General features: G+C 70.4%; 13 protein-coding genes. 8 read left to right on the top strand and 5 right to left on the bottom strand.

The genetic code is table 11. The features are described 5' to 3' along the window. Positions 1-26 precede the first annotated feature (26 nt). Positions 27-1,652: an amidohydrolase family protein gene (locus ACIQM3_RS03600; protein WP_401618200.1), complete on the top strand. Its 1,626-nt coding sequence runs from the start codon at positions 27-29 to the stop codon at positions 1,650-1,652. A gap of 54 nt (positions 1,653-1,706) precedes the next feature. Here ACIQM3_RS03600 and ACIQM3_RS03595 read toward each other — a convergent pair whose 3' ends face one another. Continuing rightward, positions 1,707-2,675: a helix-turn-helix domain-containing protein gene (locus ACIQM3_RS03595; RefSeq protein WP_401618198.1), complete on the bottom strand. Its 969-nt coding sequence runs from the start codon at positions 2,673-2,675 to the stop codon at positions 1,707-1,709. Positions 2,676-3,162: 487 nt separating this feature from the next. Between ACIQM3_RS03595 and ACIQM3_RS03590 the strand changes: the two genes are divergently transcribed. Together ACIQM3_RS03590 and ACIQM3_RS03585 are read left to right on the top strand one after the other, a co-directional pair. After that, the gene (locus ACIQM3_RS03590; RefSeq protein ID WP_401618195.1) at positions 3,163-3,927 is read left to right on the top strand and encodes a hypothetical protein; all 765 of its coding nucleotides are present in this window, start codon (positions 3,163-3,165) and stop codon (positions 3,925-3,927) included. A gap of 67 nt (positions 3,928-3,994) precedes the next feature. Then, the gene (locus ACIQM3_RS03585) at positions 3,995-4,438 is read left to right on the top strand and encodes a peptidase inhibitor family I36 protein (protein ID WP_401618192.1); all 444 of its coding nucleotides are present in this window, start codon (positions 3,995-3,997) and stop codon (positions 4,436-4,438) included. 246 nt (positions 4,439-4,684) lie between these two features. On the opposite strand, the gene ACIQM3_RS03580 is transcribed toward ACIQM3_RS03585, so the two are convergent. Together ACIQM3_RS03580 and ACIQM3_RS03575 are read right to left on the bottom strand one after the other, a co-directional pair. Further along, positions 4,685-5,524 carry a serine protease gene (locus ACIQM3_RS03580; RefSeq protein WP_401618190.1) on the bottom strand — a complete coding sequence of 280 codons (840 nt, stop codon included), beginning with the start codon at positions 5,522-5,524 and terminating at the stop codon, positions 4,685-4,687. 112 nt (positions 5,525-5,636) lie between these two features. Continuing rightward, on the bottom strand, positions 5,637-5,843 hold the full coding sequence (locus ACIQM3_RS03575) for a hypothetical protein (RefSeq protein ID WP_401620057.1): 207 nt from the start codon (positions 5,841-5,843) through the stop codon (positions 5,637-5,639). 19 nt (positions 5,844-5,862) lie between these two features. On the opposite strand from ACIQM3_RS03575, the gene ACIQM3_RS03570 reads away from it, so the two are divergent. The 4 genes from ACIQM3_RS03570 to ACIQM3_RS03555 all read left to right on the top strand — a co-directional run bounded on the left by ACIQM3_RS03570 (position 5,863) and on the right by ACIQM3_RS03555 (position 8,822). Continuing rightward, positions 5,863-6,117, top strand: a complete 255-nt coding sequence (locus tag ACIQM3_RS03570; RefSeq protein ID WP_401619973.1) for a hypothetical protein — start codon at positions 5,863-5,865, stop codon at positions 6,115-6,117. Next, positions 6,114-6,926 carry an arylamine N-acetyltransferase gene (locus ACIQM3_RS03565; RefSeq protein ID WP_401618187.1) on the top strand — a complete coding sequence of 271 codons (813 nt, stop codon included), beginning with the start codon at positions 6,114-6,116 and terminating at the stop codon, positions 6,924-6,926. The genes ACIQM3_RS03570 and ACIQM3_RS03565 overlap by 4 nt, the downstream gene beginning before the upstream one ends. Before the next feature lie 201 nt (positions 6,927-7,127). After that, positions 7,128-8,339, top strand: a complete 1,212-nt coding sequence (locus ACIQM3_RS03560; RefSeq protein WP_104788609.1) for a pyridoxal phosphate-dependent aminotransferase — start codon at positions 7,128-7,130, stop codon at positions 8,337-8,339. Between the two features lie 84 nt (positions 8,340-8,423). Next, positions 8,424-8,822, top strand: a complete 399-nt coding sequence (locus tag ACIQM3_RS03555) for a hypothetical protein (protein WP_401618184.1) — start codon at positions 8,424-8,426, stop codon at positions 8,820-8,822. Positions 8,823-9,003: 181 nt separating this feature from the next. Here the strand turns inward: ACIQM3_RS03555 and ACIQM3_RS03550 are convergent, their stop codons facing one another. Then, the gene (locus ACIQM3_RS03550; protein ID WP_401618181.1) at positions 9,004-10,851 is read right to left on the bottom strand and encodes a phosphoenolpyruvate carboxykinase (GTP); all 1,848 of its coding nucleotides are present in this window, start codon (positions 10,849-10,851) and stop codon (positions 9,004-9,006) included. A 206-nt stretch (positions 10,852-11,057) separates the two neighbouring features. Between ACIQM3_RS03550 and ACIQM3_RS03545 the strand changes: the two genes are divergently transcribed. Continuing rightward, positions 11,058-11,741, top strand: coding sequence for a hemolysin III family protein (locus ACIQM3_RS03545; RefSeq protein ID WP_401618178.1), 684 nt, complete (start codon positions 11,058-11,060; stop codon positions 11,739-11,741). 72 nt (positions 11,742-11,813) lie between these two features. Here ACIQM3_RS03545 and ACIQM3_RS03540 read toward each other — a convergent pair whose 3' ends face one another. After that, positions 11,814-13,838 carry a thioredoxin domain-containing protein gene (locus tag ACIQM3_RS03540; RefSeq protein ID WP_401618175.1) on the bottom strand — a complete coding sequence of 675 codons (2,025 nt, stop codon included), beginning with the start codon at positions 13,836-13,838 and terminating at the stop codon, positions 11,814-11,816. Between the last annotated feature and the right edge of the window lie 39 nt (positions 13,839-13,877).

Raw genomic sequence — 13,877 nt, 5'->3', positions numbered from 1 at the left:
CCCCCACCCCTCGAAAGGCGACTCCCATGGACCTGGTCATCCGCGACGCCCGCGTCGTCGACGGCACCGGCGCCCCCTCCTACCGCGCCGACGTAGGCATCACGGACGGCCGGATCACCGAGATCCGCGGGGAGGGCGACGGCCCCCGCCCCACCGCTGCCCGCACCCTGGACGCCGACGGCCTCGCGCTCTCGCCGGGCTTCATCGACATGCACGCGCACAGCGACCTCGCGCTGCTGCGCGACCCCGACCACAGCGCGAAGGCCGCCCAGGGCGTCACCCTGGAGGTGCTCGGCCAGGACGGTCTGTCGTACGCCCCCGCCGACGACCGCACCCTCGCCGAGGTCCGCCGCTCCATCGCCGGCTGGAACGGCGACGGCAGCGACATCGACTTCGACTGGCGCACCGTCGGCGGCTATCTGGACCGCCTCGACCGCAACTTCGGCGGCCAGGGCATCGCCGTCAACGCCGCCTACCTCATCCCGCAGGGCACCGTCCGGATGCTCGCCGTCGGCTGGGACGACCGCCCCGCCACCGACGCCGAGCTGGACCGGATGAAGGAGCTCGTCGCCCAGGGCATGGCCGAGGGCGCGGTCGGCATGTCCTCGGGCCTGACGTACACCCCCGGGATGTACGCGAAGGACGCCGAACTCACCGAGCTGTGCCGGGTGGTGGCGGCGCACGACGGTTACTACTGCCCGCATCACCGCTCGTACGGGGCGGGAGCGCTCCAGGCGTACGAGGAGATGGTGCAGCTCACCCGCGACGCCGGCTGCCCCCTCCATCTCGCCCACGCCACCATGAACTTCGGCGTGAACAAGGGCAAGGCCCCCGAGCTCCTCTCCCTCCTGGACAAGGCGCTCGCGGCGGGCGCGGACATCTCGCTCGACACCTATCCGTACACGCCCGGCTGCACGACCCTCGTGGCGATGCTGCCGAGCTGGGCGAACGAGGGCGGGCCGGAGTCGGTCCTGACCCGGCTCGCCGACGGGGAGACGGCCGAGCGGATCCGTCACGTCGTCGAGGTCGTGGGGTCCGACGGCTGCCACGGCGTCCCGATCGAGTGGGACAGGATCGAGATCTCCGGCGTCGGCTCACCGGACCTGTCCGGATACGTCGGCCGTACGGTGGCCGAGTCCGCCCGGCTGCGTGGCGAGGAGCCCTGGGTGACGGCCCGTCGGCTGCTCGTCGAGGACCGGCTGGGCACGACGATCCTCCAGCACGTGGGCCATGAGGAGAACGTCCGGCAGATCATGCGCCACCGGGTGCACACCGGGGGCAGCGACGGCATCCTCCAGGGCGACAAGCCGCACCCCCGCGCGTACGGCACGTTCCCCCAGTACCTCGGCCGGTACGTGCGGGAGCTGGGCATCCTGACGCTGGAGGAGTGCGTCGCGCACCTCACGTCCCGCCCGGCCGCCCGTCTGCGCCTGCCGGACCGTGGATACGTCCGCGAGGGCTACCGCGCGGACCTGGTCCTCTTCGACCCGGCCACGGTGGCGGCGGGCTCGACCTTCGACGAGCCGCGCACCCTGCCGGTGGGCCTCCCGCACGTCCTGATCGACGGCCGCTTCGTCATCGAGGACGGCAGGCGGACGTCCGTCCTGGCGGGCCGGTCGGTACGGAGCACGGGCGGCACCACCACGGGGTGACGACGGCCGGATCGTCTCCGTGCGGTCACGCGAATCGCGACCGCACGGAGACCCTCACGTGCGGGAGCGGGCGTGGTTCTGCTCGCGCCAGGCCCGAGGCGAGACTCCGTACGTCCGCTTGAACACCTTGCTGAAGTGGGTCGCGTCCACGAAGCCCCAACTCCGGCCTATCGCCGCGATGGTCCGCAGCCGCCCCTTCGGGCCGGCCAGCTCCCGCCTGCATTCGGCCAGACGGCGTGTACGGATCCAGTCTCCGAGGCTGATCCCCGACCGCGCCAGGACCACGTAGAGATGACGTACGGAGATGCCGTGCGCGGCGGCGATCTGTGCCGCCGACAGACCGGGATCAGCCAGGTGGGACCGGATGTACTGGGTGATCCGCAGGCTGAGTGTGGCTTCCAACGGGCCCCTCGCCAGGCCGGAGTCGCCGTACTGGGACGTCAGGACGGCACGGAGGAGTCCGACGCTGGGTTCCACGACCGAGTCGGCGTGAACACCCCGGTGCAGTTCGTCACTGACGGCCAGTTGGGAGAAGTAGGTGAAGGCGAGGCGTGCGACGGGGTTGCCGGATCCCAGGGGGACCGCGGTGACGTCTCGTAGTAATCGGTCCGGGAGCGCGAGTACCGCGCGGGGAAACCGGATGAAGCGGTGGTCGACTCCCTCGTCGAAGAGAAGGGTGTAGGGAGAGATCGATTCGTAGACGACGCAGTCCCCCGGCCTCAGCAGGCACTCGCGACCGTTCTGCACCACCATGCTGCTGCCCGTCATCTGGACACCGAGAGAGACGGCCGGCTCCTCGTCCTCGCGGGCGAGCCGCTCCGTCCGACGCATCCTGACCGCGGTCGCCCGCGCCGAGCAGATCTTGATGGGCCCCACGGTGCCGAGACCCAAGCGGACGTCGATGTCCTCGGCCGGAGGGCCGTGGTCGATATCGATTGCCACCATGGACTTCCATACCGCGTTCCGGACCACTTCTTCCCGGTCCCGCGACGGTATGAGCGCGGTGTCCAGGGCCGGGCTCATGCGGCAGACCTCCGTCTGCTCCGATCACAGAGCCGGCCCGGTAACGCTTCGGTCCGTTGCCCCATATCTTCCCCCTCGGCGCGTCGGTTCCTGGCGGCAGTGTGTCGGGAGTCCCTCACGCCGTGCAACGGGTTCGGCCGCGACACGCGGGGCCGGTCCTCGCCGGTTCGGCGCCCCCTCGACGCGGTGCACCACTGACAAAGTTCCGTGCACGGATGACACATTCCGAATTCCGCGATGACCCTAAGGTCCATGGCAGGTCCGGAAAAGGATCGCCGAATGTGGCTCGGACGCCGCGTCAGCCGTAGGGAGCGTGCATCACATGAGGCGGACATTCTCCATATCCGTTGCCGCCGTGGCGGCTGCCTGCATCACGGCGGGCTGTGGTGCAGGAACGGATGCCGGGACGAACTCGCCAAAGCCGTCGAAGAGGGACACGGTCACGATTTCGGACAGCGAACTCCGGGATCTGACCGTCCCCGAGGAGATGGAAATCGAGTACGCCGAATACGCACTCGTCAAGGAGTGCATGGAGAACAAGGGATTCTCGTACTGGGTGGGACCGGTGGCGGGTGTCGACGCCCGTAAAGCGGGACGCTATGTGATCGACGACATCGCGTGGGCGAGGAAGTACGGCTACGGCCGGCCCTTCGACGAGGCGGCCGAGAAGGAACGCAGCGAGCACCCCAACGTCCGGTTCCCCAACGCGCTCCCGCGGAAGGACCGCATCCGTTACAACACAGCCCTCAACGGCGACTACGACGACGTACTGAGCGTGGACCTGCCGGCCGGAGGTGCCATCGAGACCCCCCGGACGGGCTGCTGGGCCGGGGCCCGGACCCACCTCTACGGAGACCTCGAGGGCTGGTTCAAGGCCAGGAAGACCGTCACGAGCCTGACCCCGCTCTATGTCCCGCGCATCCTCGCGGACAAGCGGATGAAGAAGACGGTCAGCGCCTGGTCGCACTGCATGAAGGAAGCCGGCCGACCGTTCTCCTCGCCGGACGAGATCCGCGAGAAGCGCGCCGCGAACACCGCGGGAATGAGCTCGCCAGAGGCACAGGCCTACGAAGTCGACTTGGCGGTGGCCGAGGCCACGTGCGCCGTGAAGACGAATCTCGGAAAGACCGCGCGCCGGCTCGAGCGGGAACACCGGTCCGCCCTGTTGAAGAAGTACGGCAAGGAAAATGCCGCCTACCAGCGCATGGGACTTGCCGCGCTCTCCCGGGCCCGGAATCTCACCGGCGAGTGACTCACAGGTTTCCGCGGCCCAACGGTCGCGGATGAATTCACACCGACACATGAAGGAGAACCACCTCATGCGTAAGGCCTTCGCTGCCCTCACGACCGTCGCCGTGGCATCCCTCGGCGCCCTCGTCCCCGCCACCTCCGCCCAGGCGGCGGACTGCTCCGACGCCATGGCCGGCGCCCTCTCCGGCTACATGTACGCGTACGACAGCACCAACTGCAGCGGCCACCTCGGCCACGCGTCCGGTGACGACTCCAACTGGGGTGACTCCGCGCTGAGCTTCCAGGGCGGCGACACCAACAAGGCGTCATCGGTCCTGAACAACGGCAACAGCTACGAGGTCAAGTTCTACAACGGCACCGGCGGCACCGGCGGGCACATCTGCCTCAGCCGGTCCGAGGGCTGGGCTTCCAGCCTCCTGGGCGACTCCTTCACCACCGGCGCTGCGGCGAACAACAGCATCAGCGGCCACGCCTGGTCCTCCGCCGCCAACTGCAGCAGGTGGGCGGTCTGACCGCTCGCGCCCCCTGTCGGCCCCTCAGCGCGCGTGACCACACCACTTCCCACGGCACCTGAACCACCTCGGTCCGCCGGCCTGTTCCCCGGCGGACCGAGGTGTGTCACGGCATCAGCCGGCGCGTCACGGGGGAACAGCCGTCAGTCCGGCAGCGGGGGCACCGGCGTGGGACGGCTGCGCGCGGCAGCCTGCTGCCAACCTCCTGGCAGGATCCTGTACGGCTCCAGGGGGCGGCGTCCCGGGTCAGGGTTTGGGCAGCGCGCACCCGGCCCGGTCCAGGTCGATCCGGTTGCCGCTGCCGATGCACGGCACGATGCCGTACGTCTGCTGGGCGTAGTTGATGCCCTCGCGGACGGTGACGGTGCCGTTCTCGTCGACCTCGCACGGATTGTTGTCCGTGCACTGCTGCCCGTCCTCGTTACCGGTGTTGTTGACGGCGACCACCTTGCCGGTCGCGTCGTCGATCACGGGCGACCCGGACGTGCCGCCGATGGTCTCGCAGGCGGAGGTGTAGCGGATGGAGTCCTTCCACGTCCAGGCCCCCTCCTTCAGCCGGTAGGCGAAGCCGTCGATGCCGCAGCTGTAGGTGCGCTTCCAGTAGCCCGAGGCGACCGTGATGGCGGAGCCCTGGGCCGGGCGTCCGGCGTCGAGCTCCAGCGCCTCGATGCCGTAGCCGCTCTCGATCTGGGCGTACGTGCTGGTGAGCCGGTAGAGCGAGACGTCCGTGTCCGTCATCGTCCCGTACGCGACCCTGTCGGCGCGCAGGGTGCCGACGCCGCTGCCCGCCGCGTTCAGCAGGGTGAAGCTCCGGGTCGAGGCCTGGTCGAGCACGACCTCGCCCGGGCCGGGGAAGCCGGACTCCAGGCAGTGGCCGTTGGAGAGCACGAGGGCCGGGTCGCCCGGCTGCGACGACGGTGTCCGTACGACCGAGCCGGAGCAGTTGCTGAGTGCGACCGTTCCGGCGAAGTCGACCGCCTCCACGCGGACTTCGGCGGTGTCCGGTCCGGTGGCCGCGGTTGCGGGTGCGATGCCCGCGCCGAGGAACAGGACAGCAAAAAGCGTGCCGATGAGAGGCTTCTTCATGTGGGGGGTCCCCTCCGTATGCGTCTGTGGCCGGAGCTCTTCCGGTTTTGACATGCGCATGCTTTCTTACGGAGAGAGCCCCCACAAGGGGCGAGAACAAGCCGGTGAACCGTCAGCGCACCGGGCTCACCGCCCGTGCCGCGCGGACCTTCCTGGCGACAGGCCGCCCGAGGACGACCCCGGCCAGCACCAGGACCAGCCCGCCCAGCTGGCGCACGGTGAGCACCTCGCCCGCGGCCAGCGTGCCCAGCAGGACGCCGGTCACGGGGTTCGCCGAGGTGCAGCAGCCGATCGACGTGATCCGCGCGGCCACCTCCACGGCAGCCGAACTCCTCGGCATGCGGGGTGACATCGGGACCCTGGAGCCGGGAGCCCACGCCGACCTGGTGGCGCTCCGGGGCGACCCGCTGACCGGCATCGGCTTCCTGGCGGACCCGGCGCACGTGGTGGGCGTCCCCAGAGCGGCTCGGTCGTGTCCGCGGAGCGGGGGTCGGCACTCGCCGCATGACACACGTGGGCCGCGTTCCCCCATCTCCTGTGCAGCCAGGGCATTTGAGAAACCCTTGAGGTCTCTGCGTAGTGTCGGGGTATGACACTCGATCTCGACGCCTACTTCGCCCGCATCGGCTGGTCCGGGGAGCGCCGCCCCACCGTGGAGGTGCTGCGGTCCGTGCACCGCGCCCACATGCTGGGCATCCCGTTCGAGAATCTGGAGCCCCTCCTCGGCAGCGCCCCGTCCCTCGCGCTCCCGGACCTGGAGAGGAAGCTCGTCCGCAGTGAGCGCGGTGGGTACTGCTACGAGCACAACACCCTCCTCACCGCCGCCCTGACCCAGCTCGGGTTCCAGGTGACGCTGCTGACCGCACGGGTGGTGGTGGGCGCCGCGCCCGGTGACGTCCGGCCCCGTACGCACATGCTGATGCAGGTGGACGTGGAGGGTGAGCCCACCCCCTGGCTGGCCGATGTCGGCTTCGGCTCGCACGGCGCGCTGCTGGAGCCGATCCCGCTCGTGGTGGACACCGAGCTGCTCGACACCCCGCGCCGCCACCGGCTCGTGCACGCCCCGCACGACGGCCCGCTGGAGATGTGGGAGCTGCAGACGGACAAGGGCGGCTACTGGGAGCCGCAGTACGAATTCACCCTGGAACCGTTCGAGGCCCCGGACTACGAGGTCATCAACTGGCACATCGCGACGAACCCGCGCTCGCCGTTCCGGCAGGCGGTGTACGCCCAGCGCACCCTGCCGGGGCTGCACCGCGCCCTCTCCGGGCGGACCCTGGTGGAGACCGCCGACGACGGCACGGTCGCGGAGCGGGAGCTGAGCGACTCCGCCGAGGTGCTGCGGGTGCTGGCCGAGGACTTCGGCGTACGCCTCCCGGACGGGACCGTCCTGCCCGGCTGACCAGGGTGGCGCATCTCACCCGGTGCCGCCGCTCACGCCCGCATTCCAAGCCGCGGCCCCGCCCGGACCGGCCGTTCCCACGGTCCGCGGCCGGGGCTGCATGGCGATGGAAGACCCGGCGGGCCGTGGCACACCCCCGGAGGGACCAACCACCGCGCGAACCGGACGCGGCGCGCGAAACGCGGTCGTAAGCTCGCAGACATGCAGGTCATCCAGTCCACGAAGCTCGCCGGCGTCTGTTACGAAATCCGCGGCCCCGTGCTCGAGGAAGCGATGCGGCTCGAAGCCGCTGGTCATCGCATCCTCAAGCTCAACACGGGCAACCCCGCGGCGTTCGGCTTCGAGTGTCCGCCGGAGATCCTCGAGGACATCCTGCGCAACCTCTCGGGCGCGCACGGCTACGGCGACGCGAAGGGCCTGCTGTCCGCGCGCCGCGCGGTGATGCAGCACTACCAGACCAAGGGGATCGACCTCGACGTCGAGGACGTCTACCTGGGCAACGGCGTCTCCGAGCTGATCCAGATGTCGATGCAGGCACTGCTCGACGACGGTGACGAGGTACTCGTCCCCGCTCCCGACTACCCCCTGTGGACGGCCTCGGTCTCCCTGGCCGGCGGCACGGCCGTGCACTACCGGTGCGACGAGCAGGCCGACTGGATGCCCGACCTCGCGGACATCGAGCGGAAGATCACCGACCGCACCAAGGCGCTCGTGATCATCAACCCGAACAACCCGACCGGCGCGGTCTACGACGACGAGATGCTGCGCGGACTGACGGAGATCGCCCGCCGCCACAACCTGGTCGTCTGCTCGGACGAGATCTACGACCGGATCCTCTACGACGGCGCGACGCACACCCCCACCGCCGCCATCGCGCCCGACCTGATGGTGCTCACCTTCAACGGGCTCTCCAAGAACTACCGGATCGCGGGGTACCGCTCCGGCTGGATGGCGGTCTGCGGCCCGAAGGCCCATGCCTCCTCGTACATCGAGGGGCTGACGATCCTGGCCAACATGCGCCTGTGCGCCAACATGCCCGCGCAGCACGCGGTGGCGACCGCGCTCGGCGGGCGGCAGTCGATCAACGAGCTGGTGCTCCCGGGCGGGCGGATCCTGGAACAGCGGGACGTGGCGTACGACCTGCTGACGCAGATCCCCGGCGTGACCTGCGTGAAGCCGAAGGGGGCGCTGTATCTCTTCCCGAGGCTCGACCCCAAGGTCTTCAAGATCAAGGACGACCGTCAGATGGTCCTCGATCTGCTGCGGGCCGAGAAGATCATGGTGGTGCAGGGCACCGGCTTCAACTGGCCGGAGCCCGATCACTTCCGGGTGGTCACGCTGCCGCCGGCCAAGGACCTGACCGACGCCGTGACGCGCATCGGGAACTTCCTTGACGGGTACAGCCAGCCCTGAGCGAGCCAGAGATCGCAGGATCGGGCACAACTTTAGACTGAATCCAAGATAGGATGGCTTTACTGCACGGTCAGGAGGCCACCCATGTACGAGCCGATCCGCACCAAGTCGGTCCACACATCGGCCGGCGACGCCGATTTCCCGCACCGCAGCCGCGAGGACGAGCTGGACATCCAGCTCGCCGGGCACCTCGCGGCCCTGCTCGCCGTCACCGATGAGCTGGGCCTCGCCGCCATGGGCGACCGCATCGCCGGGCAGGTCGCCCGGCTGCGCTCCGCGCCGCCCGCCCGGCACGCCGGCCGGAGCGACGCCTCCCCGGCCGCTCTGCACCGCCGCGCCCACGCCCTGGCCGGCCGGGCCCTGGTGGTGGCCGCGTCCCGCGCGGACACCGCCGTGGCGATCCTCGCGGCCGAGGCCATGGACGCCCACGCCGAGGCCCTGTCCGCCACCGCCGCGCCGACCGCCCTGGTCGGCGCCCCCTGACGGCCCCGGTCCACGGGTCGCGAAGACGCGTGGACCGGGTGCCACACATGTTCCGGACGCGCCGGAAAGAGCGGCACCCGGAGCCATGAGGGGGCTCCGGGTGCCGTGCCGCGGCGGGCCCGTGGACCCCACAGGTCAGGGCGGATGCCGGAAGGGCCCGGCCGCGGGGATCGGAAGTGGGTCAGCCCAGGCGCTGGACCAGCGCGCGGTACTCGTCCCACAGCTCCTTCGGGGTGTGGTCGCCGAAGGTGTTGAGGTGCTCGGGGATCAGTGCGGCCTCCTCGCGCCAGGCCTCCTTGTCCACCGTGAGCAGGAAGTCGAGCTCGGACTCGGAGAGCTCCAGGCCCTCGGTGTCCAGGGAGCCCTTGGCCGGCAGAATGCCGATCGGGGTCTCCACGCCCTCGGCCTTGCCCTCCAGCCGCTCGACGATCCACTTGAGGACACGGCTGTTCTCGCCGAATCCGGGCCACACGAACTTGCCCGCCTCGTTCTTGCGGAACCAGTTCACGTAGTAGATCTTCGGGAGCTTCGACTGGTCCGCCTTGTCCGCGCCGACCTCGACCCAGTGCTTCATGTAGTCGCCCATGTTGTAGCCGCAGAACGGCAGCATGGCGAACGGGTCGCGGCGCAGCTCACCGACCTTGCCCTCGGCGGCGGCGGTCTTCTCGGAGGCGACGTTCGCACCGAGGAAGACGCCGTGCTGCCAGGTGAAGGACTCGGTGACCAGCGGGACCGCGGAGGCGCGGCGGCCGCCGAAGAGGATCGCCGAGATCGGCACACCCTTCGGGTCCTCCCACTCCGGGGCGATGATCGGGCACTGGCCGGCCGGGACGGTGAAGCGGGCGTTGGGGTGGGCGGCGGGCGTGCCGGACTCCGGGGTCCAGTCGTTGCCCTTCCAGTCCGTGAGGTGCGCGGGGAGCTCCTCGGTCATGCCCTCCCACCAGACGTCGCCGTCGTCGGTGAGCGCGACGTTGGTGAAGACGGAGTTGCCCCACATGGTCTTCATGGCGTTGGCGTTGGTGTGCTCACCGGTGCCGGGCGCGACACCGAAGAAGCCGGCCTCGGGGTTGATCGCGTACAGCTGGCCGTCCTCGCCGAACCGCATCCAGGCGATGTCGTCGCCGATGGTCTCGACGGTCCAGCCGGAGATCGTGGGCTCCAGCATGGCGAGGTTGGTCTTGCCGCAGGCGCTCGGGAAGGCTGCCGCGACGTACTTCGACTCACCGCGCGGCGGCGTGAGCTTGAGGATCAGCATGTGCTCGGCGAGCCAGCCCTCGTCCCGCGCCATCACGGAGGCGATGCGCAGGGCGTAGCACTTCTTGCCGAGCAGGGCGTTGCCGCCGTAGCCGGATCCGTACGACCAGATCTCGCGGTCCTCGGGGAAGTGCGAGATGTACTTGGTGGAGTTGCACGGCCACGGAACGTCCTCCTGGCCTTCGGCCAGCGGCGCGCCCAGCGTGTGGACGGCCTTGACGAAGAAACCGTCGGTGCCGAGCTCGTCCAGGACGTCCTGGCCCATGCGCGTCATGGTGCGCATCGAGACGGCGACGTACGCGGAGTCGGTGATCTCGACACCGATCGCGGAGAGCGGCGAGCCGACGGGGCCCATGCAGAACGGGACGACGTACATCGTGCGGCCGCGCATGGAGCCGCGGAAGACGCCGTTCTCCCCCGCGAAACTGTTTCCTTCCCCTGTAAAGATGGCCCGCATCTCGGCGGGCGCCTTCCAGTGGTTGGTCGGGCCCGCGTCCTCCTCCTTCTCGGAGCAGATGAAGGTGCGGTCCTCGACGCGGGCGACATCGCTCGGGTCCGAGGCGGCGTAGTACGAGTTGGGTCGCTTGACCGGGTCGAGTTTCGTGAAGGTGCCCTTGGCGACGAGCTCCTCGCACAGGCGCTCGTACTCGGCCTCGGAGCCGTCGCACCAGACCACGCGGTCCGGCTGGGTGAGGGCCGCGATCTCGTCCACCCAGGAGACGAGCTCCTGGTGCCGAGTGGGAACAGTGAGGGGAGCCGCGATGTCTCGCGCCACGATCGCTCCTTGTAGAGAGGGTGTGTTGTCAGGCCCCGTGGGGGCTGCGACCCGGATGCTTACCCCTTCGAATTCTCCTGGCGCTCATCCGGTGCCGACCGCACTCATTTGATCATCCGACCATCCCGCCCATATGTCCAGAGGGCCGCACACGTGAGCATCGCCACTGGGCGGGGGACCTACGGGAGCGTAGGTAGCATGCCGATATGACTTCTGCCGCCCCCGGGTCAGGACCCGTCGAGCTCACCGACCCCGTCCCGGTCAAACCACGGATGCGCGGGTGGCTGCACGCCGGAATGTTCCCCGCGGTGGTCGTCGCCGGAATCACACTGATCGCCCTGGCCGACAGCACACGCGCACAGGTCGCCTGTGGCGTCTACGTACTCAGCGCCTGCCTGCTGTTCGGTGTGAGCGGGGTCTACCACCGTGGTACCTGGGGCCCGCGGGGCGAGGCCGTGCTGCGCAGGCTCGACCACGCCAACATCTTCCTGATCATCGCGGGCACCTATACGCCGCTGACCCTGCTCCTGCTGCCCGCGTCCACAAGCCGTCCGCTCATGTGGGCGATCTGGAGCGCCGCGGCGGCCGGCATCGCCTTCCGCGTGTTCTGGGTCGGCGCCCCGCGCTGGCTCTACACCCCGTGCTACATCGCCATGGGCTGGGCCGCGGTGTTCTTCCTGCCGGACTTCATGCGCACCGGCGGCATCGCCGTGCTGGTCCTCGTCGTGGTCGGCGGGCTGCTCTACAGCGCGGGGGGCGTCATCTACGGTCTCAAGCGCCCGAACCCGTCGCCCCGCTGGTTCGGCTTCCACGAGGTGTTCCACTCGCTGACGCTGGCGGCGTTCATCGTGCACTACGTGGGCATCTCGCTGGTCGCCTACCAGCGGTAACCGCCTCTCCGTACGCCGAAGGGCCCGGCCTCGGCCGGGCCCTTCGGCGCTACCTACGTCGCCGCGCCCACCTCAGCCGCCCAGCTTCCCGGCCAGCTCCTCCGGGTCCGTCGTGGGCGCGTCGCACACGAAGTGGCGGCAGACGTACGCGGTCGGCTCGCCGCCCACCATCGGCCGGTCCACCAGCAGCGGGAACTCGGTGCCCGCGTCCGCCACCTCGCCCGCCGCGACGACCGCGCCGGGCGCCCGTCCCAGCAGCGCCGTGCGGTGCAGCTCACCGCCGACCGGTCCGGCCACCGCGACCTCGCGCGGGCCGTCCAGCAGCGCTTCGGCGACCGCCAGCCCCCAGCCGATGAAGCGGGGAGCCTTCGGGCCGAGCGCCCCGACGATCCCGAGGGCGCCCTCGGCCGCCGTGCGGTGCGCCTCGGATCCGGTGTGGGCCGCATAGGAGAGCAGCGCGCCCGCGGCGGCGGTCCAGCCGGCCGGGGTGGCGCTGTCGGTGGGGTCCTGGGGGCGGCGGATCAGCCGCTCCGCGTCGTCGGCGGTATCGAACAGCTGCCCGCCTTCGCCGGTGAAGCGCTCCAGCACGATGTCCAGCAGGAAGCCCGCGAAGTCGAGCCAGGCGCCCTCACCGGTGACGGAGGCGAGCGCGAGGAACCCTTCGGCGACATCGCCGTAGTCCTCCAGAACCCCGGAGTTGTCCCCCGCGCGGCCGTCCTTCGAGGTACGGCAGAGCCGGGCGACGTCGCCCATGTGCACCCGTACGAGCAGGTCGGCGGCCTCGGTGGCCCGCTCGACCAGGTCCGGGCGGTCGAAGTACGCCCCGGTCTCGGCGAGTGCGGCGATCGCGAGGCCGTTCCAGGCGGCGACGATCTTGTCGTCCCGCTCGGGGCGCACCCGCAGCTCGCGCGCCGCGAGCAGCCGGGCCCGCACGTCGGCGACCCGGGCGGCGTCGGTGCCCTCCTCGCCGGTCCGCACGAGCCGCAGGACGGAGGAGCCCTCCTCGAAGGTGCCCTCCTCGGTGACCCCGAAGTATTCGGCGGCGAAGGCGGCGTCCTCCTCGCCCAGGACCTCGCGCAGCTGCGCGGGGGTCCACACGTAGAAGGCGCCCTCGACGTGGCGCCCCTGCGCGTCCTCGCTGTCGGCGTCCAGCGCGGAGGCGAAGCCTCCCTCGGTGGTCCGCAGCTCGCGGACCATGAAGTCCGCCGTCTCCAGGGCGACCCGGCGGGCCAGGTCCGAGCCGGTGGCCCGCCACAGATGGGCGTACACACGGCACAGCAGCGCGTTGTCGTAGAGCATCTTCTCGAAGTGCGGGACGGTCCACTCCCCGTCGACCGCATAGCGGGCGAAGCCGCCGCCGAGCTGGTCGTAGATCCCGCCGCGCGCCATGGCGGCGCAGCTGTCGGCGGCCATCTGCAGGGCGCCCTCGGCACCCGTACGGGCGTGGTGGCGCAGCAGGAACTCGATGACCATGGACGCCGGGAACTTGGGCGCGCCGCCGAAACCTCCGTGCTTCTCGTCGTAGTCACGGGTCAGCCGCAGCAGGGCCTGCGCCAGCTCCGGTTCGCCGGGCAGGCCGCCCTCACCGGCGGCCAGGGAGCGGCCCGCGAGGTCGCGGACGATGCGCCCGGCCACCTCGGCGACCTCCTCGCGCCGGTCGGTCCAGGCGGCCACGACGCCTTCGAGGACCTGATGGAAGGAGGGCATGCCGTGGCGGGGCTCGGGCGGGAAGTACGTGCCGAAGTAGAAGGGCTCGGCGTCGTCGGTCAGGAAGACGGTCATCGGCCAGCCGCCCTGGCCGGTCGCGGCCTGGACGGCCTCCATGTACACGGCGTCGACGTCGGGCCGCTCCTCGCGGTCGACCTTCACCGGCACGAAGTGCGCGTTGAGGTAGTCGGCGACGGCCGGGTCCTCGAACGACTCGTGGGCCATCACATGACACCAGTGGCAGCTGGCGTACCCGACGCTGAGCAGCACCGGGACGCCGCGGCGGCGGGCTTCCTCGAACGCCTCGGGCGACCACGGCCACCAGTCGACGGGGTTGTCGGCGTGCTGGAGGAGGTACGGGGAGGTGGTCTGCGCAAGTCGGTTGGCCATGCCCCAATCCTTGCGCACCGGGGGTGCGGGCGGGGGGAC

The organism is Streptomyces sp. NPDC091271, from assembly GCF_044757505.1.
Classification (GTDB): Bacteria; Actinomycetota; Actinomycetes; order Streptomycetales; family Streptomycetaceae; genus Streptomyces.
The sequence above is the reverse complement of the archived record's forward strand: the minus strand, read 5'-3'. Positions and strand labels throughout refer to the sequence as shown.